General features: G+C 73.3%; 16 protein-coding genes. 4 read left to right on the top strand and 12 right to left on the bottom strand.

Features of this window, described 5'->3' with window-relative positions; all coding sequences use genetic code 11:
* Positions 1-84: 84 nt before the first annotated feature.
* The 4 genes from PHK61_RS26520 to PHK61_RS26505 form a co-directional block, all read right to left on the bottom strand.
* Positions 85-831 carry an SGNH/GDSL hydrolase family protein gene (locus PHK61_RS26520; protein WP_274284062.1) on the bottom strand — a complete coding sequence of 249 codons (747 nt, stop codon included), beginning with the start codon at positions 829-831 and terminating at the stop codon, positions 85-87.
* A 250-nt stretch (positions 832-1081) separates the two neighbouring features.
* On the bottom strand, positions 1082-1504 hold the full coding sequence (gene hepT, locus PHK61_RS26515) for a type VII toxin-antitoxin system HepT family RNase toxin (protein ID WP_274284028.1): 423 nt from the start codon (positions 1502-1504) through the stop codon (positions 1082-1084).
* Positions 1501-1902, bottom strand: coding sequence for a type VII toxin-antitoxin system MntA family adenylyltransferase antitoxin (gene mntA, locus PHK61_RS26510; protein ID WP_274284027.1), 402 nt, complete (start codon positions 1900-1902; stop codon positions 1501-1503). The genes hepT and mntA overlap by 4 nt, the downstream gene beginning before the upstream one ends.
* A gap of 36 nt (positions 1903-1938) precedes the next feature.
* Positions 1939-4179 carry a helicase-associated domain-containing protein gene (locus PHK61_RS26505; RefSeq protein WP_274284026.1) on the bottom strand — a complete coding sequence of 747 codons (2241 nt, stop codon included), beginning with the start codon at positions 4177-4179 and terminating at the stop codon, positions 1939-1941.
* A 487-nt stretch (positions 4180-4666) separates the two neighbouring features.
* On the opposite strand from PHK61_RS26505, the gene PHK61_RS26500 reads away from it, so the two are divergent.
* Positions 4667-5305, top strand: a complete 639-nt coding sequence (locus tag PHK61_RS26500) for a hypothetical protein (RefSeq protein WP_274284025.1) — start codon at positions 4667-4669, stop codon at positions 5303-5305.
* Positions 5306-5307: 2 nt separating this feature from the next.
* Positions 5308-7548, top strand: a complete 2241-nt coding sequence (locus PHK61_RS26495; RefSeq protein ID WP_274284024.1) for a bifunctional polysaccharide deacetylase/glycosyltransferase family 2 protein — start codon at positions 5308-5310, stop codon at positions 7546-7548.
* A gap of 57 nt (positions 7549-7605) precedes the next feature.
* Here PHK61_RS26495 and PHK61_RS26490 read toward each other — a convergent pair whose 3' ends face one another.
* The 5 genes from PHK61_RS26490 to PHK61_RS26470 form a co-directional block, all read right to left on the bottom strand.
* Positions 7606-10275 carry a hypothetical protein gene (locus PHK61_RS26490; RefSeq protein WP_274284023.1) on the bottom strand — a complete coding sequence of 890 codons (2670 nt, stop codon included), beginning with the start codon at positions 10273-10275 and terminating at the stop codon, positions 7606-7608.
* Complete coding sequence (locus PHK61_RS26485; RefSeq protein WP_274284022.1) at positions 10272-12746, bottom strand: hypothetical protein; 2475 nt, start codon at positions 12744-12746, stop codon at positions 10272-10274. The genes PHK61_RS26490 and PHK61_RS26485 overlap by 4 nt, the downstream gene beginning before the upstream one ends.
* A gap of 86 nt (positions 12747-12832) precedes the next feature.
* The gene (locus PHK61_RS26480; RefSeq protein WP_274284021.1) at positions 12833-13351 is read right to left on the bottom strand and encodes a hypothetical protein; all 519 of its coding nucleotides are present in this window, start codon (positions 13349-13351) and stop codon (positions 12833-12835) included.
* A 560-nt stretch (positions 13352-13911) separates the two neighbouring features.
* Positions 13912-14736: a chitosanase gene (locus PHK61_RS26475; protein ID WP_274284020.1), complete on the bottom strand. Its 825-nt coding sequence runs from the start codon at positions 14734-14736 to the stop codon at positions 13912-13914.
* 55 nt (positions 14737-14791) lie between these two features.
* On the bottom strand, positions 14792-16240 hold the full coding sequence (locus PHK61_RS26470; protein WP_274284019.1) for an exopolysaccharide biosynthesis polyprenyl glycosylphosphotransferase: 1449 nt from the start codon (positions 16238-16240) through the stop codon (positions 14792-14794).
* An 891-nt stretch (positions 16241-17131) separates the two neighbouring features.
* Here PHK61_RS26470 and PHK61_RS26465 point away from each other — a divergent pair.
* A complete protein-coding gene (locus PHK61_RS26465; protein WP_274284018.1) occupies positions 17132-17371 on the top strand; it encodes a hypothetical protein in 240 nt (79 codons plus the stop codon).
* Between the two features lie 4 nt (positions 17372-17375).
* Here the strand turns inward: PHK61_RS26465 and PHK61_RS26460 are convergent, their stop codons facing one another.
* From PHK61_RS26460 to PHK61_RS26450, 3 genes are all read right to left on the bottom strand, one after another.
* Positions 17376-17813 carry a hypothetical protein gene (locus PHK61_RS26460; RefSeq protein WP_274284017.1) on the bottom strand — a complete coding sequence of 146 codons (438 nt, stop codon included), beginning with the start codon at positions 17811-17813 and terminating at the stop codon, positions 17376-17378.
* A gap of 214 nt (positions 17814-18027) precedes the next feature.
* Positions 18028-18432 carry a VOC family protein gene (locus tag PHK61_RS26455; protein WP_274284016.1) on the bottom strand — a complete coding sequence of 135 codons (405 nt, stop codon included), beginning with the start codon at positions 18430-18432 and terminating at the stop codon, positions 18028-18030.
* Positions 18433-18502: 70 nt separating this feature from the next.
* Positions 18503-21265, bottom strand: a complete 2763-nt coding sequence (locus PHK61_RS26450; protein WP_274284015.1) for a helix-turn-helix transcriptional regulator — start codon at positions 21263-21265, stop codon at positions 18503-18505.
* Between the two features lie 267 nt (positions 21266-21532).
* Between PHK61_RS26450 and PHK61_RS26445 the strand changes: the two genes are divergently transcribed.
* The gene (locus tag PHK61_RS26445) at positions 21533-21790 is read left to right on the top strand and encodes a hypothetical protein (protein ID WP_274284014.1); all 258 of its coding nucleotides are present in this window, start codon (positions 21533-21535) and stop codon (positions 21788-21790) included.
* Positions 21791-21840 lie beyond the last annotated feature (50 nt).

Here is a 21840-nt window from a genome sequence, read left to right as displayed (position 1 = left end):
ACGTCCGTGCCGAGCGGCCGGACGAGTGCTCCCGCCGTATATCGGCCGCTCAGCGGTGACCGGGAGCGACTCCCGGCGTGATCGTCAGCCGAGCGCGGCGACGGCGCGGTCGGCCATGGCCTTCGAGCCGAAGGCGTTGGGATGCACGACGATGGGGTTGGTGCCGGCGACGGCGGGCTCGACCCAGCGGGTGCCGATCGGCTGGCACGCGTCGTGGCCCTGCGAGGCGTCGGTGACGTCGATGTAGGTGACGTCGGTGGCCGCGGCCGCGCGCCGGACGGCGTCGTTGAGCGTCGCCTGGATGTCGTTGATGTACGGGACGTCCCCGGACGCGACCGGCATGACCGGGTAGCAGCCGCGCTCCGGCGGCAGGATCTGCAGGTAGCCGGCGATCGCGACGCGGGCGTTCGGGGCGGCTTCCTTGACGGTCTCGAGCGCGTCGACCAGCGACGGGTAGGTGACGTCCTCGATGGTCTCGGTGAATCGGTCGCCGTTCTGCTGCTCGCAGGGGTTGCCGGTGCCGGCGGTGAAAGCGGCGGCCGTGGTGCAGGCCGCGATGGTGCCGATGAAGACGCCGCTGTCGTTGCCGCCGATGGTGAGGGTGACGACGTCGGTCTCGTCGGACAGGGCCTCGACCTGCGGCGCGACGCCGGTGTACTGCGGCTCGGTGAAGTGCCGGGTCTCGGCGGCGCCGCAGGAGACGTCGGTGAGGTCGTACCCCCACCCGTCGGCGAGGACGTGGCCCCAGTTGCGCAGCGACTGCAGGCACTGGGGCGGTGCTCCGGACGCGGGCGGGAGGACGCCGCTCGCCGCGCTGTAGCTGTCGCCCAGGTTGACGTACCGGACGCCGCCGTCGTTCTCGTCGCCCAGGGCGGCCGGCAGCCGAGGGCGAACAGCCCGGAGGCGGCGACCACGGCGACGAGGCCGCGCCGGAGGAGCCCGATGGGTGCCACGTCGCGCCCTTCCGCCGGCCCGAACCCGTCGGCGCGGCGCGGTCGCGCCGCCGGAGGGCCGTCTGTGATCGACAACGACGCATCGTCCGCGTGGTCACGCGTTCGGACGATCAGGCCGGCGACGGGGATCAGACGCGATCGCGAAGTGCGGCGAGGAAGGCGCGCAGATCCTCCGGCCCCGTCTGCGCGATCGTGTGGACACGCCTCAGGTCGAGGCGCCCGTAGGCGTGGACGAGGAGGTTGCGGAATGCCGCCGCTCGGGCCAGACGAGTGCCGAGTGCCGGGTTGATGACCCCGGCGTCGGCGAGTAGCCGGAAGGCGTCGCCGTATGTCGGTGGGCTCCCGAGACCGAGCCGTACGCACGTCGCGGTGGCGAGGTCGATGACGATCTGGATCGCCTGCCAGAGGTGGAGGACGACGGTGTCGGTCGGGGAGGACATGGGGCGAAGGTCGTCGGCGGACTCGGGGAGGTGGGTGGCGACCCGGTCGAGATGGGCGAGGACGGTGGCCGTCCGCTCGGCGAGGAGCTCGCCGTCGACGGCGCGGCTCATCCGAGCGCGGCGAGGACGTCGGCCTGGGCAGCGCGGATCACCGGCCCGGCATCGCACCAGAACCGCACCGCCTCGAGACGGAAGTCGAGGAAGGCCCCCGGCTCGGCTTGGAGAAGGAGCACGCCGTCGCGGGCGGCGCGGAAGCGTAGGAGGGCACTGGCGTCGGCGAGGTCGACCAGGTCGACGGCATCGGTGCCGAGGACGTCCGCCACCAGCGCGAGAAGGCCGACCGGGTCCGGGGGAAGGGCGTCTCCGCGGCTGTCGGCGAGGTAGGCGAGGTCCCAGTCCGAGTCCGGCCCGGCATCACCCCGGGCTCGGGAGCCGTGGAGGACCAGGACACCGATGCCCGCGGTGGCCGGATGATCCGAGAGAGCCGCCGTGAGCTCCGCGGAATCCATGACCGGCACCGTACCTCTCCGAGAAGCCACCCGAGATCAGGTCGCCGGCGAGACCTCGAGGATGTTCTCGACGGTGAACTCCCGCTCGTCGTTGCGCAGGTGGCACCAGGCGACGAGCCAGCGGTGCATCACCTGCTCCGGGGTGACGACGCGGCGGGAGATCGTCCCGTTGCGGTCGGAGTAGGTGAGGTGGACGTCATGGCGGTGGTCGAGGGCGTCGGCGAGGAGGTCGAGCTCGTCCGGGCCGAGGCGGCGGTTGAGCGATCCGAGCAGCGCGGCGGTCGGGGAGTCGTCGAGGTCGCGCCCGAGGCCGGCGGCGACCAGCTGGGCCGCGAGCGCACCGGGCGTCATCGCCTCCCGAGCGCCGGGCGCGGCCGGGGTGTCGGCGACCTGCGCCTCGCGACGTTCGACGACGAGGGCGCCGGACTCGTCCTCGCGGACCGGGAAGTAGCCCGCACCCCGCAGCGCCCGCAGCACCGCGTCGGGGCCGGCCGCGCTGACCAGCACGGTGGGAGCGAGCCGCGACAGTCCCAGGCCGCGCAGGGCGCGCGCTCGCAGGACCTCCTCGGACAGTGCCTCGTCCGTCACGAGGCACGCCCCCGCCGGACGGACCCGGACGTGTCCGTGGCGGCGGGCGACGTCGGTGACCAGGTACTCGAGCGGCTGCGGGAGGGGCCGGTCGGAGAGCGCGCGGAGGTCGGCGAGCAGCGCGTCGGCGGTCCATCCGGCATCGAGGGCGGCGCGGACGCTGTCCGGCGAGAACCGGTAGGTCGTCGCGGCGCCGCGGGACTCGGGCGTCGCGGCGTCGGCGAGCAGGCCGCTCACGGCGACACCGGGGCGTCCGGAGACCATCGCGGTCAGGTCCGACTGCAGGACGACCTCGCAAGGGGCGTCGACGAGGTGCGCGCCGGCCGCGACGTCGTCCCCGTCGGCGAGCGCCCGGCCCAGCGGGCTCACCGCGTCGCCGACGACGGCCCCGAGCAGCTCGGCCTCGCGGCGGGTCACCGCGACGATGTCGGCGAGGCCCGCGTCATCGAGCCCGTGAGCAGGGCAGAACCACGCGAGGTGGTCCGCCGTGGCGCGCACCGAGCGGCCACCGGCCGCGCTGAGCAGCGTGCGGCGCAGGTCGCCGGCCGAGCTGAGCAGCGGCTCGGGCGGGGCGACCTCCTTGCCGTCGACCTCGCGACGACCGGGCGCGTACTCCAGCCCGGACCAGGTCCGCGCCAGCCGCATCCACCGGGGCGCGGCGTCCTCCTCGCGCCACACGGCGTACGCGGCGGTGGGCGCGTACCCGGCGTCGGTGGGCCCGAGCAGGCCGGCGTGGGCCGCGAGGTCGATCACGAGGCAGGCGAGATGATCGTCGTCGAGATCGAGGCGCTTGACCAGGCGGGCGCGCTCGCGCTTGCCGATCCCGCCGCTCTTCAGCGCGGCGATCGGACGCTCGGCGGCGTCGTCGAGGACCGTGGTGACCGTGTCGAGCAGGCTTTGGGCGGCGGCGACGGCACCCGACGCGACCTGGTCCGGGTCGTCGGCCGGGGTCGGCAGCTCGGGGACGCCCTGCAGCCGGGCCTCCGCGGCCCACGCGGCGACGGCGACCTCCCGCGGGATGCGGGCGACGTGTCCCTCGAGCACGAGCAGGCCCGCGTCGAGCAGGAGGTGGTCGTCGGCGCTGGGGCGCAGGCCGTCGAACTCGTGACGACACAGCGTGCCGAGACGTCGCTGGGCGGAGGTGGGGAGCGTCCCCAGGAGGTCGCGGAGGTAGCCGGGTTCGGCCCAGGCGTCGTGGATCGCCTGGGTGACCTCGGCCTTGCGTGTGGACAGCGGGATCCCCTGGGCGACCGCGATCCGGCGCATCTCGTCCGCGACCACGTGGCGCGCCATCCGGGCGATGGGCTCGTCGGCGCCGACCTCGGCGCGCCAGTGCTCGGACAGCGCCTCGGGCAGCCGGAGCGTCGCGCCGTCCGGCCAGGCGAGGCCGAGGTCGGTGAGGATGCCCAGCGACCGCTCGACGAGGCCCGGGTCCGCGTCGAGCAGGGCCGCGATCGCGTTCGGGGTCGCATGCTCGCCGAGCACGGCCGTCGCCCGGCCGACCTCGACGGTGTCCCGGTCGAGGTGCCGCAGGGCCGCCGACAGGGACGCGCGCCCGACGAGGCGGCCCGCGAGCCGGCTGAGATCGCGCGGCACCGGTGCGGCGCACGCGTCCGGTCGCCGTCGCAGCAGGGCGGTCAGGGACGGCTCGTCCAGGCTTGCGAGGTGGTCGGCGAGAGCGATGCCCACGCGGTCAGTGTGCGTCGGGCCTGATCACCGGCTTATCGCGACCCCCGGTCGGCGCCGACTCTCCGCCGACGCGGTGCCCCCGAGCAGCGGTAGCAGGGCGGCGGCGAGGGTCATGCCGCCCAGGGCGGCGGCGGTGGGTCGACGGTGCTTGCTCGCGGTGGTTCCCCCGGGTCGATGGTGATCGCGTGGTTCCGCACTCACGGCATCGCGATTGCCACCGCGCGTCATCGGGTGCCTGCAAGGAGTCACTTCGTCCGGCGCGAGGCCCTTCCCGGACCCATCTCGTCCGCGCACCGGCAGTGGGAGAGGAGTGGAACGGCGGCTCGTATTCGGGTGACGTGTCGTCGCCGTGAGATGGGCGTCGATCCACTCCTTCGGGTGAACGAACTGCTGTAGCGATCACGCTCCGGAACAACGATCTGTAGTCAACGGGGCTCCGTCAGAGCTCCGACGAGCGACACAGGTCGGCGAGACCGGGGGTTGGGCCATGAGCATGACGGAGCCGTCGCAGGAACCGGGCGACAGGACGCCGGTGTTCGTCGACGCCAGCGGGCGCCGACGCCGCGGGGTGCTGGTGCTGGGCTACCTCGGCGCATCGGCGGCCACGGCCTACATGGCGGCCTTCGGGCTCACGGTGGGCACGCGGACGGTGTCGCTGCAGCCGGTGGGCGCGACGCTGGTGCCGACCCCGTCCGTTCCGGACGAGGAGGCGGAGGACGACGCCGCCCCCGAGATCGTGCCCGTCTCCTCCGGGACGGTGACCGCGGCGTCGACGGTCAGCCGGCACGCCGCGCCGCACCGCGAACGGCGCACCGCCCGGCACGCCCGGGCCGAGCGCGCCGACCACGTCACGCAGCCCCGTGCCCGCCTGGTGCCGGTGCGCGCGGTCCGCGCGCCGCGGACCGTCGTGCACACCACCGCTGCCACGACCGCTGCCACGACCGTCACCACGCGCGAGACGCCGCGGCACGCCCCGCAGCACCGGAAGCCGGCGTCGCACCACCACGACCACCACGACCACCCTCGCCACGCGCACGGGTCGTCGAGCCAGGGGCACACGACCACCGATCCCGCGACCGCCGACGTGCTCGACCACGAGCCCGCGTCGACCGCGACGCGGGTGTGACCGTGGCCCGCCACCGCACCGCCGTCACTCAGCCCCGCCGCCGCGTCCTGCCGCGTCCCGCGGTGGTGTTCGTCGCGGTCGCGCTGATGCTGTTCAGCTGCCTGCTCGTGGTCGACGGGCTCGCACGCTCGCAGGTCGGGGTCGACGCCGTCGCCGAGGACACCGCCCCCGGCGCGACCGACGGCGTCCCAGCCGCGATCACCGACGGCGGGCCGGTCATCGACGCCCGCGGCGCCACCCCGGCCAGCGCGCGGATGCCGGCGAAGACGATCTCGCTGACCTTCGACGACGGCCCGGACCCGACGTGGACCCCGCGGGTGCTCGAGGTGCTGCGCCGCCACCAGGTGCCGGCGACGTTCTTCGTGGTCGGGTCGAACGCCGCGCGCCACCCCGAGCTGCTGCGCGACATCCGCGCGGCGGGCTCGGAGGTCGGGCTGCACACCTTCACCCACCCCGACCTGTCGCAGGCCTCGGACCTGCGCATCGACCGCGAGCTCACCGAGACCCAGCTGGTGATCGAGGGCGCGCTGGGCGAGTCGAGCTACCTGCTGCGTCCGCCCTACTCGTCGACCGCGGACGCGGTGACCGCCGACGCGCTGCGCTCGTTCACCGCAGCCGGGCGCGACGGGTACGTCACCGTCCTGTCCGACACCGACAGCCGCGACTGGGAGCGGCCCGGTGTCGAGGCGATCGTGCGCAACTCGGTGCCGGCGAACGGTGCCGGTGGCATCGTGCTGCTGCACGACGGCGGCGGTGACCGCTCGCAGACCGTCGCCGCGCTCGACCGGCTGATCCCGCAGCTGCAGGCGCAGGGCTACCGGTTCGTCACCCCCGAGGTCGCGGTCGGGCTGCCCGCCGACAACCGCCCGGTGTCGACGGCCGACCAGCTCGCCGGCAGCACGCTGATCGGCCTGGTCGCCGTGGCCGGGGTCGTCGTCGACGCGCTGACGTGGCTGCTGGTGGTCGTCGGCGTCCTGGTGGTCCTGCGCCTGGTGCTCATGCTCGTCGTCGCGGTCCGGCACCACCGCGAGCGTCACCGGCCCGGCTTCTCGTGGGGCCCGCCGGTCACCGCACCGGTGTCGGTGATCGTCCCGGCGTACAACGAGAAGGAGAACATCGCGGCGACCGTGCGCTCGCTGGTGGCCAGCGAGCACCCCGTCGAGGTCATCGTCGTCGACGACGGCAGCACCGACGGCACCGCGGAGATCGTCGAGGCCGTGGTGTCCGATCAGCGGCTGCCGCGGGTGCGGGTGATCCGGCAGGCCAACGGCGGCAAGCCGGCGGCCCTGAACACCGGCATCGCGGCCGCGCGCCACGAGCTGATCGTGATGATCGACGGCGACACCGTGTTCGAGCCGACGACGGTCGGGCGGCTCGTGCAGCCGTTCGCGGACCCGGCGGTGGGCGCGGTCGCGGGCAACGCGAAGGTCGCCGGGCAGGCCCCGGGGAAGATCTGGAGCGGTCTGCTCGCGCGCTGGCAGCACATCGAGTACGTGATGGGCTTCAACGTCGACCGCCGGGTGTACGACGTGCTGCGGTGCATGCCGACGGTGCCGGGCGCGATCGGGGCGTTCCGGCGGCGGGTGCTCCTGGCGGCCGGCGGGGTCAGCGACGACACCCTGGCCGAGGACACCGACCTGACGATGGCGGTCTGCCGCAGCGGCTGGCGCGTGGTGTACGAGGACTCGGCGCGGGCCTGGACGGAGGCGCCGGCGACGTTGCCGCAGCTGTGGCGTCAGCGTTACCGGTGGAGCTACGGGACGATGCAGTCGATGTGGAAGCACCGCCGCGCGGTGCTGGAGTCGGGGGCGTCGGGCCGGTTGGGGCGGGCGGGGCTGGCGCATCTGGCGGTGTTCCAGGTGCTGTTGCCGCTGCTGGCGCCGCTGGTGGACATCTTCCTGGTCTACGGGCTGCTGTTCCTCGACCCGGTGACGACGTTGGTGGCGTGGTCGACGGTGCTGGGGCTGCAGCTGGCGGCCGGGGTGATCGCGTTCCGGCTCGAGCGCGAGCCGCTGGGCGTGCTGTGGCTGCTGCCGTTGAAGCAGATCGTCTACCGGCAGCTGATGTACGCGGTGCTGATCCGGTCGGTGGTCACCGCGGTCGGGGGCATCCGGCTCGGCTGGCAGAAGCTGCGCCGCGTCGGCGGGCTGGAGGTCCACCTCCAGGAGCCGGCGGTGTTCCCGACGCCGCCCGACGCTCCCGAAGCGCCGCGGAGCCGGCTCGTCGTGCTCAGCCGACGCTGATCGATCCGACCTCCCGCGTGCTGCGCGCAGGGACGAGCGCGCGTCTGCAGACCGCTCTCAGCCGGACGGCATGGGCGCCGCGCTCGCTGTGCCGTCTCCCGCTGACGGTACGGCGCGCGGAGTCGGCCACGGTGTGGCGCCGGCTTCCTCGGCCACTTCCCCCAGCACGTTCTCGAACGCCGGGTCGTCGTAGTAGCCGCTGTGGCCGCTCACCTGCGGCCGTACATGGTCGGGCGAAACAGTGAGGCTGACCGGATCCTTCAACCGGACGTCGGGCCCCCAACGCTGAGCGGCGCCGATCTGTTCTTCCGTGAGGAAGGGTTGGCCTGGACGCTCGAGCCTGTCCGCGGGGCCGTCCCCCCAGCTCAGGACCCGCCCGCCGAGTGGGTCAGTTTCGCGGTAGAGCGATCGCCACCGACCTTCGACTCCGCGCTCGTAGAGCCTTCTGAGGTGGTGGAAACCGATGAAACACGGGAACAGCCGAGGAAACGCCCACTGCAACTGCGAACCGTAGGTCAGGAGCGCGAGCTGGGTGATGGTTCGGCGGGCCTCAGGCAGGGTGATGTCGGACTGGTGCCCAGGAGGTGCGGGAGGCCTTTGTGAGATGGGATCCCACTTCTCCGCGCGGGCAGCGAGCAACGTCGCCGCCGCCATGCAGATGACGCTGCCCTGACTGTGGCCCGAGAGAACCACAACTGATCGTGTGCGGCGGCCGGCGCCAACGAGATCCACCGCACGCCGTGCGGTCTCGATCACCGCTCGCCCGCCGTAGGGCGGCGGACAGAGCGGGTGGACGAGGCGGGGCCAGAAGGAGATGAGATCCCAGGCGACACCGACCGTGGTCCGAACTGCTTGGCTGCGATATGACGTGATGCCGAGTGAGAGCAACGCTAGCAACAGCGCGCCGGCCAGCGCCGCGCCGGCGGCCCCGGCCATCGCGACGGTGTTACTGGCCTGATCGTCCGTCGTCGGTTGTGTGGGCCCTCCGCCCAGGATTCTTCGAGCGGCGGCGCCAGCCCCGCCGGCAACGATCGTCGCCCCTGCGACGCCGGCGAGAAACCCGGCGACGTCGCGATATCGATATTTGGCCCGGCCCATCAACCATGCCCGCCACACACGATCGAGAGCCTCGTCCGTCGAGACGGCTACGTCGCTGGGGGGCGGAGGAGTGTTCGGATAATCGGGATCGGGCCGCCGTCCGGTCTCGCCGTCGAGCGGCCGACGTCCCCCGCGGATCCACGCCACGACCCCGGCGATCAGGCTCACCCCGGCCACGACGAGGCAGAGCTCCCCGAGGCCGGTGTCGACGAGGGCGATTACGGCGATGCCCACCGCGAGGGCCGCTGACGTCACGCTCCACCAGACGGCGGTCCTTCGTCGCCCGAGCACCCAGGCGGCGAGGGGCGCGGCCACCGCCGTCACGACCAGGGCAGCCACCAGGGCCCCGATCGCGGCACTCCAATAGCTGCTGCCAACGAGCAGGAGGGTCTCACCCTTGGCCGCCTGGGCGGGCCGGACGGTTCCCAGTACATCGGCGACGGCGAACACGATGCCTGTCGCGTAGGCACAGAAGACTCCAATTCCCAGCGACACCAGCACTGCGGGCGCCAGTCCGCCCCACATGGGTCGGAAGGCTGGTGGACGATTTGGGGCAGCCGCGTGGTTCTCCGCCTGCCGAAAGCGTCGGCTCTGGACACCGACAACCAGCACCAGGAGAAGCAGGAGCCCCGCGAGGCTCTCCCCGATCAGATCGGTGGCGCGTTCAAGCGTCCCAGGCAGCGCCTCCCATTGCTGGGAGGCGAGAGGCGCGGACCACCGAGCGGCGGCTACGAGGCCGACGGCGACGACGGCGTACACGGCGGCGAGCCCCGCGGCGATGGCGGCGACGACTCGTGTCCGGCCGACATCGCGGATGGCGATGAGGACCAGCGTCGCGACGAGGAGGACGATGCCGATGATGATCATTGCCGAGCCGTAAGCGGTTCCGATGCTCGTGGTAAGGACACCCACGATGGCCGCGCACGCTGCGAGGTGCAGCCGCCGGAGGACGGTGATCTCTGCGGCCTCCCGCCAGAACTCCTGATTGCCGAAGCGGCGCTCGTCGGCCCACGTGGGGCGTGCACCGGGCGACGAATGGACGAACGTCTCACGCCCGATGAGTTCGAAGAGTCCGAGGACCAGTGCCGCGGGCACGACGGCGAGCAGGACGACGGGTCCCGCTTCCCACGCACCCATCCAGTTCAGCCAGGAATGGCCGGTGCGGCATGTGATGACGAAGCCGCACTGCCGGATGATGAGGTCGGCGGAGACGCCGAAGGTCGTCGTGACGAGGCCCAGGCTCAGGACGGCCCCGGTGAGCCGGAGAAGGCCTCCGGCGAGGCGGTCCCAAGGATGCCGTCTGTCCGCGGGCGCTTCACCGTCCCGTGCGTCGTCCCACGTCAGCAGGGCGTATCGGGCGAGGTTGACGAGGGCGAAGGGGAGGAAGAGGAGCCAGAATGCCCGCAACGCTGAGCCCGACGTCATCCTCGACCACCAGAACGCCTCCCGGGTCGGGTTCCCGGTGACTCCTCGCCCGCGGTAGAAGCGGGCATCGGAGTCCCCTGCGACTTGCTGAGGGAAGGGGTCACCGAGCAGCACGGACGGTGGAGTGCCGTGTACACCGTGCACCCGCAGCTCCGTCGTCTCGACAGTCGTGGTGACTGTCGCCGGGTTGACGATGTCGGTCATGACGCCTCGCTGATATCGGACGGGGTCGGAGGGCGGCTCACGCAGTCGTCGCGCATGCGCTGCACGACGGCCCGCCACCCCTCGCGATCGAGACCCACACAGATGCCGGTGCGCTCGATCGCGCGCAGTGCGTCGCGAGCGCTCTCCGCCTCGGCCAGCCCCTGACCCCACTCGACGACCACCTGGCGTTCGGGCGACGTGGGGCCCGCGATCGTCCCGAGGGCGAGCATGAAGTCGGCGTCCGAGACGAGCGGCGGGAACTCGGTGGTCGCAGGGAAGCACTGAGTGAATACCGGGAAGAATCTGTACAGGAATGTGAGCCGCGGCAGGGGCTGGTGCCAGAAGGCCCGCGGCCGCTCGCTGACGAACATCGCGGCGATCACCCACTGCTCGATCGCGGTCCCGAGCTCCTCCAGATCGTTGGTCTCGAGGCCGCCTTCGTGCCCGAGGGCATCGTCTATCACCGCCGCGCATTGCACGGCGAGGTGCTGGTCCTCGGCGTCCCACAGCGCATCCCATCGCGCTGCGTCCGTGCCCCACGCGGACCACAGGTAGGCGAGACGTTCGGAGCGGCATGCGCCGAGGTAGGACCGAACCATCTCGTAGCGCCGGTCGTGCTGTGCGTCGGTACCGAGACTGCCGAGCTTGCGTCGCAACCACCTGGCGACGGACCCGAGCACGATGATGACGACTGCGGTCGTGACGGTGAAGAAGATCCATGCGCGTCGCTGATCCCCGATGGGGATCAGCCAGTCCAGCACCTTGGCCCAGCTCTCGGTTGCCAGGCCGGTGAGGGCGAGAACCCCCGCGAAGAGGAGTCCGAGCCTCCCCAGCCGGTCGGTGCCTCGAACGCGGTGCTCATCGAATGCGTTGGCGATGGCCGCGTGCAGTGCGGTGAAGGAGCCGCGTACACGGTCGGCCCGATCGACCACCTCGCGTGCCCATCGCCGGGTCGGATCGATGTATCCGCCTCGCCGCAACGAGGCCCCGAGCTCTGTTCCGGGTGCTGGGCCGGCCGCATGAAACCGTTCGTCGACCCCACCAAAGGTCGGTGGATCGATGAGGTCGAGTGCGCGGGCGTCGGCGTGGGCCTTTCGCGCCATGTAGTCGAGGTCAGCGATGCCCTGGAGAAGACCGACATGGAGGAGCTCGATCCGTGAGTGGACCCGTTCCAGCGTCCTCCCACGGGCGGAGAGAAGGTGCATCGCGAGCTGGTCCCACAAGGACGATGCGCGCTCAGCGACGACCTCGTAGATCCGCACCAGGCCATCGTTGACCCCGAGCTCCGTCGAATGGTCGAGCAGGTCGACGGCGTTCTCGGTGTCCTCCACCGTGAGCCGGTGGAGGAGTTCGCGGACGGCGTCCTCCTGGTCCACCTGCCTGGCACCGCGGTCAGGCACCACGACGTAGCGAGGCGCTTCGCTCTCCTCGCCGGGGACCAGACGCCGGAAGACCGTCAGACGGATCGGCGGGGTCGAGGTCCGCGGACCGGCGACGACGTCGTGGCGGGTCACCAGGCAGGAGCCGGCGTCCCGAGCATCGAGGACGCCGTGACACAGATCGTCGACGATGTCGCACGGTGTGACGTGCGAGGAGGCGGGCGCGCCGGTGCAGGTAGCGACCCAGAACTGCGGTGGCTCGTAGCGGCGTGGCCTCCAGATCGACGCGTCGTTGCAGAGCACCACGGCCGCCGCCGGGATGAACCGCGCGGCCACCATGTCGTCGACGACCCGACGAGCGCGGGTGAAGACCTCGTCGAGGGACTCCCTCGAGTAATGGGAGAGCGAGGCGACGGAGGGGGCACCGTTGTCTTGGGCGTCTCGATGGGACCTGGGCTTGTTCTGCGGCGCATGGCGCGGGCTCCGAGGTTGGCTCGACCACAGGTAGGTGGTGACGTAGAGCCAGACTCCCTGGTGCCACCGGAAACGGAGGTCCACCACGATGCTCACAGCAGGGTCGTCAGGGAGCTCCAACGTGAAGTACGCGCGGCACGCATAGCGATTGAGCGCGGCAGTTAGGGCATCCGTCGTCGCGTCGGCGCGCTCCCGCAGCGCACGGAAGCTCGTCTCGAGACCGTCGACCACGGCGTCGATCTGCGCTTCGAGAGCGGCAGGTGTCTCGATCCACTCAGGTTCGTGATCCTCAGCTCGGTCGTAGCTCCCGAGCCAGGCCGCCAGCTCGGTGGACTGCGTGGGCGCCACGGCTCTGACGCCTTCGTGATCAGGGGTCATCAGCAAAGCCGCATCGGTGATCGGCCCACCATTCAGCCCGAGAAGATCCCGCAGGAAGCCGTGGTGCCGGGACGGGGGCTGCAGATCTTCGGGCTCTCGATTCAGCGGGCCCCACCGGACCCATCGGACGTCGGCGCGGACGAGCAGCGACAGGCGATCCTGTCCCCACGCCGCCAGACGCGGCTGCTGTCGGTGGCGAGAATGTCCGACCCGCCCGTTCGCGTGGACCGTCCTCGACATGATTCCCCCCATCGCCGCTGTGTGACTCAAAGTACAAAGCGGTGCGGCGAGCACCTGCCTGCTGTCACGCATTCAGCGTAGTAATGTCACGCTATCGCCACTCTGCGTTCGATTGGGTCGTCTATCATCGACGGCAGGGAGGATCGGCGGAGGGGCGTCCTCCTTGTTGGGCGGGTGGCCACCATCCGCGAGTGCCGACGTAGGCGTCGGGAACTTGCGCCCGCTCTGCCCGGGCCCCTCGGCCGTGGACAGTCGCCGCTCGCAGATACAAGGGTCGGGTTCCTGGGACCTGCTGCCGCTGATCTCGCGGCTGACGGCGTGCATCTGGTGCTCGCTCGCGCACCGACCGCCCCGCAGGCCGCCTCGAGGAGGTGGAGTGCCGTCAGCGCCCGCAGCAGGCGGTCGACGTCCACCTCGACCCAGCGGCTGAGCACGTGGACGACGTAGAGGGCGTTGTAGACGGCGCGCTGCGCGGCGCCCCATCGCTCGAACGGCGCCTCCTGTCCGAGCACGACGGTCTCGAGGTCGTCGTCGCCGCCGAGTGCGTCGTCGAGACGGCGGGCGAGCTCGGCGACCTCGACGTGGTCGAGCGTCGGCGCGAGCACCCGGCAGGGAAGCGACCAGCCTCTCGACCGCCCAGCCGGTGAGGCGGGTCGGTGAGCTGGGGGGCAGGTGGACGAGTCCGGCGTGCTCGACGTGCGCCCCGTCTCCCACTCGGCGAGGGTGACCACGCCGAGCACCGGCGGAGGCTCCTCGGAGCCCTCGGGCGGCGGCGTGGGCGGTGTCTCGGGAGCCAGCGCGAGCCAACAGCTGGTGTGCCGGGGCGTGCTGCGTGAGCAGGACCTTCCTCAGGTCCTTCATGGCCTCGGCGATCGGACGGTCCCCGCGGGCGCCGATCGCGGCGGCGACGGTCTTCGCGACCGCGGATCGGGCGAGGAGCCCCTCGCCCCGTCCCGGGCCCTCGGCGCGGTCGCGCACGAGACGCCGGGCGGAGGTCGTCGTCGACGGCGTCCGGCGCCGGCAAGATCATGAAGTCGATCAGCGCTACGTCACTGGCCACGACCGTCAGCCTGCTGCTGTTCACCCGAGCAGGCATCGGCCGATCAGTGACGACCCTCAGCGATCAACTCCAGCTGCTCGTCCTCATCGACGCCGCTGTGGTCGATCAGCCGACGCTGAACCGCGTGCCGGCGAAGGTCCACTCGAGCGGCGTCGCGAGGTCGGAGCGCTGCCGGTCGACGAGGCTCTCGAGCGTGTCGACGCGCGGCAGCGACTCCCGCCAGACGTCGGTCGTCTCCTCGTAGGCGGGGTTCTCGAGGTGCCGGCGGCGGACCTCGAGGAAGCGCCGCAGCCACGCGGGGTCGTCGCCGGCCGCCGGGCCGGTCTCGGTGATCAGCGCAGGGAGGTCGTCCGGGCCGGTGCCGTTGCCATGCTGGATGCCGGTGTCGAGGAGGGCGAGCTGGCCCAGGGCGGTGGTCATGCCCAGCCGTCGCGCCTGGTCCATCGCGGGCCGGAAGTAGAGGTCGTCGTACACGCCGTCCTGGGCCTGGTTGAGCCGAGGATCGGTCTGCGACGTCCGGCGCCAGGCGTCCTCGAACCCGTCGAGGCCCCGCGTGCCGTCCCCGTCGCCGCCGTCGGCGACGGCCGCGTCGATGCGGGTCAGGGGGCGCACGTACCGCGTCAGCGGGGTCGATCCGCCGGCCGACTGCTCGTAGCGGCGCACGACGAGCAGCAGGTCGTGCGTGCCGCTGGTGAACCCGGCGCGCCCGGCGGTGATGCCCCGGCCGTCACCGAGCCGCTGCGCCTCGGCGTAGCGCAGCTCGGTGGTGGAGTTCTCGAACGTGCTGATGATCGCTTCGGCGACGTGCTTGCGGGCCGGATCGTCGAGGCCCGGCGGGCGGGGGTCCGCGGCGATCGGCATGCTGCAGGCGGGGAGGAGAGTCGATCCCGTGACGGCGCCGGCCCAGACGAGGAATGCGCGCCGGTTCACCCGGCGACGATATGCCCTCGACGGGCAGGGCCCCGCCGCGGTCGGTCCCGGCGATTCAGCGGGACATTCCGTCGCGGGCGTGCCGGACGACTTCGGCGAGGGTCGTGGCGAGGATGCGGAGGTCCAGCCACAGCGACCAGGACGCGATGTAGTAATTGTCGTACCGGGCGCGGTCGGCGATGGACGTGTCGCCGCCACGCAGTCCGTGGACCTGCGCCAGGCCCGTCAGGCCCACCGGCACGCGGTGGCGCGCGCCGTAGTGGCCGAGGTCGGCCGAGAACTGCTCCGCGAAGGCGGGACGCTCGGGACGGGGGCCGACGAGGCTCATGTCGCCGCGCAGCACGTTCCACAGCTGGGGCAGCTCGTCCAGCGAGGTGCCCCGGATGATCCGGCCGACGGGCCCGATGCGGGGATCGCCGTCGACGCTCCACGTGCTCGCCGCCTCCTCGTCGCTGGCGCGGAGACTGGTGAACTTCAGCAGCCGGAACGATCGCCCGCCCCGTCCGACGCGCCACTGCCGGAAGAGCACGGGTCCGCCGCACTCGAGGCGGACGGCCAGCGCCACGAGGCCGAGGAGCGGCAGGAGGACGAGGAGGGAGACGGCCGCGATGACCACGTCGGTCAGGCGCTTGATCCTCCAGCTCGGGCGTCGTGTCGGGTCCACGCGCAGGCGCACGAGGGGATAGCTGCGGAGACGCTCGACGTCCGAGGCGTCGTGGTGGATCTCGAAGGCGCGGGGGAGGAGCAGCACGGCGCACCCCAACCCGTCGGCGACGATCGCCGCATCCAGGAGCGGCACGGAGCACCCGTCGTCCTGGGCCAGGACGACGGCCTGCGCGCGGTGTTCGGTGACGGCGTCGGCGAGCGAGCTCGACCCGGCAGGATCCCTGCTCGCGGACCGGATCGGGTCGACGACCGCCACCGGGCGCAGACCGAACTCGGGGTGCGCCAGCATGGTCGAGAACAGGTCGAGCCCGAGGTCGCCGGAGCCCACGACGACGGTCCGCATCCCGCGCCCGGCCTCCCGTCGTGCCCGGCGGGCGAGGACGAGCACGAAGGCTCGACCGGCCTCGCCGACGGCGAGGAACACCAGCGTCGTCACGGCGATGGCGCGGACGTGGGGGACACCGAGCACGACCGCTCCGGCGACGGCTGCGGCGAACCCCATCGCGGTGGCGACGAGCGCGCGCCCCAGGTCGTCGGCGTAGGAGAGCCGCAGACGGGGCCGGTACAAGCGGAAGCCGGCACGGAACACGAGCACGCACGCGAGCGCGCAGGCGCCCGACCGGACGTGGGTCGTCCAGGAGAGCGCCACCGCCGCGGCGGCGAGATCGGCCAGGAGGAGGAGGACGACCAGGGTGGGGACGCGATGGTCGATCGACGCCGCCGCACGCGACGAGGCGGCTGTCGCGGCCGTCGGCCGACCCTGCGATCGGGTGCCCCCGGCACCACGGACACGGAGCGCGCGCTCCCGCACTCCGTGCCGGAACCATTCGTCCGTCACGGCTTTTCTTCCCCCGGCACCGATGCCCGACCGCGGAGTCGCGGTCGGGTTCGTGACCGGGTGTGGTGGCCCCCGCGCCGTGTTCCTGTCACCACCCGATCGTGTGAACGTCACGCTACCGAGAAGCGCAGAGTGGTGGAAGTGCCGGAACCGGACCAAATTGTTGATCATTCACGGATGCGTGCTCTCGTCACTGTTCGTCAGAATCTCCTGGGAAACAATAGAACTGTCCGTGATCGTCCTCGACGGGCGGAGTCGGGCGGAGTCGGGCGGGCGTGGCGGGCCGCAGTGCCCGCCGTCGACCCTGGGGTGCCGGCCCGCGCCCGGCCCGAGGACGAGCGGCGGGGCCAGGCTCTCCGACGGAGATCCGCAAGAGGTCTCCTGGGTCGGAGACCGACGACTACTCGACGGCCTCGCTCCTGCGTGTCCGTGGCGGTGACGGAAGGTGGCGGGAACGGTGGCTCGTCCGGCGGCGGGACCGTCGTCGCTCACCGCGGGTCGTCGCGCAGAGTAGGCGGCATCCGGCGTCGCCGAGGCCACGCCGGTCACGCAACGCACTCCCGGCCGCGGATCGTCGGTGGATGTGACGACGAGATCGACACCGAGTGTGGCTGCCGCTATCCGGGACAGGGTGCGTCGATCGGACCAGTCGGAGCGAGCGCGCCTCGCCCGTTCGCCGGTACGTCTCGACCACAGCTCGCTGACCGTGTCCGGAAGCCGGCCGGACACGGGGTGCAAGCGCCGAACCGCGACCGTTCGCGTCCATCGAAATGGCCAAGTTGCTCGTTCAGCGTCCGGGCTGGTCTATGGCCGGAGCCTCCTCGCGCCTAAGGTGCAGACTGCGAGCATCGCCTGTTCCGTCGATTCCGAGCGGGCGTCTGGGGGGTAGTCGTGACGACCTGGCACTGGATCCTCGTGGGGTTCGGCATCTGGCTGGTCACCGCACTCGCCCTCGGGCTGGTCCTCGGTCGGCTCCTCCGCGAGAAGCGGGTGACCAGGATGGACGTGCTGCGGAGCGAGTCACCGACGTCGGCGGGAGCGAGCAGCCGCCAGACCGGCGAGCTCCCGGCCCCTCGCGACGGTGACGCCGACGAGGACGCGCTCGCCGAGCACCGGACCCGTCGCGAGTAGGGGCTCAGGTCGGGGTACGGGCCCCGAACCCCCGCCCGACCACGACCGCGAGTGCGGCGAGGGCGAGGCTGCCGAGGATCGTCACGGCGAGCACCGGGGTCCAGCCGCCGTGGGCCAGGGGCACGAGGACGGCGCCGACGACGGCGCTGAGCACCGCGTAGACGCCGAGGAGCCGCGCGACACGGCGCGCTCCGGCCGGCGCGCGGTAGAGCGAGCGCACCCGCTGACCGCCGGCGCCGACGAGGGCCGCGGTGACGAGGCCGCCGACGAGGACGAAGCCGCGACCGACGTCGTCGGGATCGAGGGTGGGGTAGAGCGCGAGCACGGCGAGCCCGAGGACGACGGCCAGCACGACCGCGCCGCCACCGAGGCCGAGCGCCCGGCGGCGCAGGCTCTCGTCGCGGGCCCGGTCGGGGCGCCGGGAGGTCGGGGTCGGCGTCATCGCGGGTCAGCTTGCCGACCCGCGCCTCTGCGGTCACCACCGGCCACCCGAAAGCGCTGCGCACACGGCCGTGCCCCGGCCCCGGCGGCGCCCCCCGCCGCCGGGACCGGGTCGCGGAGCACGGTGCACGACGCCCCCCGCGTCGTCCCCCCACACGTCGCCCCCGGCGTCCTCGCCCGACGTGTGTGCACCGCACCCCGCGGTCTCGAGGGAGTCACTCCACGACGTGCACCAGCACGAGCGGGAGATCGTCCGGATCGCGGAACACGAGGTAGGCGTACGGCTCCGGACCGCCGACGTCGACGACCCCGCCGTGCAGCACCCCGAGCCCGTCGAACCAGCCCGCCCACGTGTCGAGCTGCGCGCGGCTCGACACCGACAGCGCCGCGTGCCCGCGGGGCTCCGCGCCACCGGCGCCGTGCAGGCGGATCGCGATCCCCGACTCCGGGTCGCTGAGCAGCACGCCGTCGGTGGCGCCGTCGTCCGGGCAGAGCATCGTCGCCGGGGTCAGCCCCAGCACGCGCTCGTACCAGGCGGCACTGCGCGTGAGGTCGCTGACCGTGGACGCGAAGTGGTGGAACCCCGTGAAGCCGGGCCTCTCGACCGCGATCGCCGTCATCCCACCTCCCGGGCTGCGCGCACTCACCGTGTTCGACGGTGAGCCTGTCGGGTGAAGGTCATCGGCGGTACTAGGGAGTTCCCTCGGGGAGGCGGCGACGCCGCGTGAACTCGGTGGCCAGCTCGGTGCGGGATCGGACGCCGAGCTTGCGGTAGATGCGGGTCAGGTGGGCCTCGACGGTCTTGCGCGAGACGAAGAGCGCGGCCGCGACCTCGACGTTGCTCAGGCCGTCGGCGATGCCCCGGGCGATCTGGAACTCCTGCGGGGTCAGGGCCCCGAGCGAGGTGGTCTCCTCCGGCGCCTCGCCGGACGCCCGGTGGCCGGTGGCCGCGAGCTCGAGCCGGACCCGCTCCACCCACGGGCGCGCGCCGAGCCCGGAGAACGTCGCCTCGGCGTCGAGCAGCAACGGGCGGGCGGCACCCGGCCGCCGCCACCGGCGGCGCGCCTCGGCGTGCGCTAGGACCGTCCGGGCCTGCTCGAAGGGCGCGTCGAGCCGGTCGTGCGCCTCACGGGCGGTCGCGAACCACACCTCGGCGTCGTCGGGGTCGTCGGCGAGCAGCCCGCGACCGCGGGCGGCGATCGCCGTCGAGTACGCGGCCCCGGTGCGTCCGGCGTCGCGCGCCACCCAGGCCACTGCCGCCTCCGCACCCGCCCGGTCGCCGCTGCGGACCATCGCGTCGACGAGGTCCCCGGCGAAGGGGACCGAGGTCGCGCACGCGGTGCCCATCTCGTCGGACAGCCGGCGGGCGCGCGCGAGGTGGGCGGCGGCGGTCGCCGGCTCGCCGGCCGCGAGCGCGCCCGCCCCGAGCGCGGCCGCGGCGTAGACACCGATGCTCGCGATCCCCAGCGGTCCCGCGCCCTGCAGCGCCGCGTCGGCGTGCGCGCGGCACGAGGCGACGTCACCGCGGGCGCCGTCGAGCCGGGCCAGCAGCGTGGCGCCGAACGCGCGGCTGCCGGCCTGCCCGAGCTCGTCGGCCCACTCGACGGCCTCGGTGACGTCCGCGTAGGCCGCCGACCAGCGCCCGGCCCACCAGTCGATCTCCGCGTGGGCGGTCAGCGCGAACGCCAGGACGAGGGGCGCGCCGACCTGCCGGGCCGTCGCGGTCACCGCCCCGAACAGCCGCCCGGCCTCGTCGAACCGCTCGAGGAAACAGGCGGCCTGCGCGCCCACGGTCAGCGCCTGCGCGTCCCACACGGGGTCGGTGTCGGCGGCGCCGGCCACGAGCCGGTCGAGCAGTGGCCCGGCGTCCGTCCAGCGCCCGACGAGCGCGTAGGCGTGGCCGACGGTCGCGAGCCCCATCGGGGTGTCGTCGCCCGCGGTCCGGGCGCGGTCGGCGACGGCCTCCATCTCGCGCAGCCGCCCCGTCATGGTCAGCGGGACGGCCGCCTCGACGAAGAGGCGCGCCGCGCGGGCCCGGTCGTGGGGGAGCACCGCGTCCGCGGCGCGGATGGCTCCGTCGACGGCGCGGGCCGGGTCGAGCCAGCTCAGCGCGCGGGTCCGGACGAGCTCGACGTCGGCAGCGAACTCCGGGTCGTGGCGGAGGCCCAGGGCCTGCTCGCACCACGACGCGGCGAGCGTGGAGCTGCCCGCGACCGCGGCGTCGGTAGCGGCCGTGAGCAGGCGGTCGGCGCGGGTGACCGGGTCGGCGGTGAAGTCTGCGGCCCGGGCCCAGGCGCGCGCCGCGGCCTGCAGGGCGGAGCGCCGCCGGGCGGAGGTCGCGGCCTCGACGAGGCGCTCGGCGACGTCGTCGTCGGGGGCCTCGGTGGACTCGGCGAGATACCAGACGGCGACGTCGCGCGGGGCGTGCCGGGCGAGCCCGCGCAGGACCTGGCGGCGCAGCTCACGGGACGTGCGGGTGGCGAGGAGGGGGCGCAGGAGGTCGTGGCGCAGGCACATCTCCTCGTCGTCGCGGTGCACGAGCCGGCGGCGCTCGGCGGGGAGCAGGTCCTCGGCGCCGAGCCCGAGGTCGGCGAGCACGGGCTCGACGTCGTCGCGGCGCGGCGACCGGCTCAGCGCGAGCACGGCCATCGCCGACCGCGTGGCGGCGGGGAGCCCGTCGATCGCCGCGGACCACGCGCGCTCCAGCGCCGACCCGGGCGGCAGGGTCGCGGCGGCGGCGAGCAGGTCGGGGCCCGCGGTCCGGGCCGTCTCGACCACGGCGAGCGGGTTGCCGCCGCAGCGCTCGACGATCGTCTCGAGCACCGCGGGCGAGGTGCGCACCGGCAGCGTGCGGACGAGCTCGCGGCTCTCGTCGGCGGACAGCGGGCCGAGCGCGATGGTGGGCAGGCGCCAGATCGCGGGGTCGACCGGCATCTCGTCGCGCACGCCGAGGAGCAGGGCGATCCGTTCCGGGGCGAGGCGCCGCGCGACGAAGAGCAGCACCTGCTGGGAGGGTGGATCGATCCAGGCGAAGTCGTCGACGACCAGGAGCAGGGGGCGGACGTCGGCGGCCCCGGCGAGCACGCCGAGGGCGGCGGCGGACACGGCCAGCGGGCTCCCCACGTCGCCGCCGCGCAGCGCGAGGGCGATCTCGAGCGCCTCGCGCTGGACCGCGGGCAGCCCGTCGGTGTGCCGCAGGATCGGCAGGAGCAGGTCCGCGAGGGCCGCGAACGGCAGGACCGCGTCGCCGTCGACGCCGGCCGTCCGCAGCACGGCGCGCGACGTGGCGCCGGCGACCTCGTCGAGCAGCGTCGTCTTGCCGCTGCCCGGCTCGCCGCGCAGGACGGTGACGGTGCCGTCGGGGCGGTCCGGGTCGGTGGCCGCGGCGAGCTCCGCCCGCTCGCGGGCACGGCCGACCACCGGGAGTGGGACGGACGGCGGGCGATCGGACACGCGGGCGGGCACCTCCCTCCTGTCCGCCCTCCGGTCGGGACGGTGCTTCCACGAATGATGCGCCGTTCGGGCCAGCGGTCGCGACCTTCTTGCTGTGGGTGACGACCCGGCCGCGGAGAGGTTCCGGTCCGACGGCGACTGTCGCCCGATCGTGATGGTGACCGGTGATGCCCGGCCTGGCGTCGCCCTACGCTGGTCGCGTCGGTCACCTCGGGTGATCAGGGGGTGGGCGTCGCCGCAGCGGCGCCCTGCAGGCGTGGGGGCGCCGTGTCGGTGGTGCAGTGGGTCCTGATCGGCCTGGGGATCTGGGTGGTCGTCGCGGTGGTCGGCGCGCTCGCCGTCGCCCTGTTGGTGCGCGCGAACCGCCCGACCACGCTCGACGTGCTGCGGGCGCGCGGCGTGGTGGACGAGCCGAGGCCGGCGCCCTCCGATCCGCGTGTCGCCCGGAGCGATGCCGAGCTGCCCGCCCCGCGGGACGGCGAGCACGACCGGGCGGCGGCGCCGACGGAGCGGCGTCGCGACTAGGGCGTGTCTCCTGAATCTTGAGCGTGATGTCGGCGAGCATGCTGGCCGTG

The sequence above is a fragment of the Actinomycetospora lutea genome (assembly GCF_028737205.1).
Lineage (GTDB): Bacteria > Actinomycetota > Actinomycetes > Mycobacteriales > Pseudonocardiaceae > Actinomycetospora > Actinomycetospora lutea.
The sequence above is the reverse complement of the archived record's forward strand: the minus strand, read 5'-3'. Positions and strand labels throughout refer to the sequence as shown.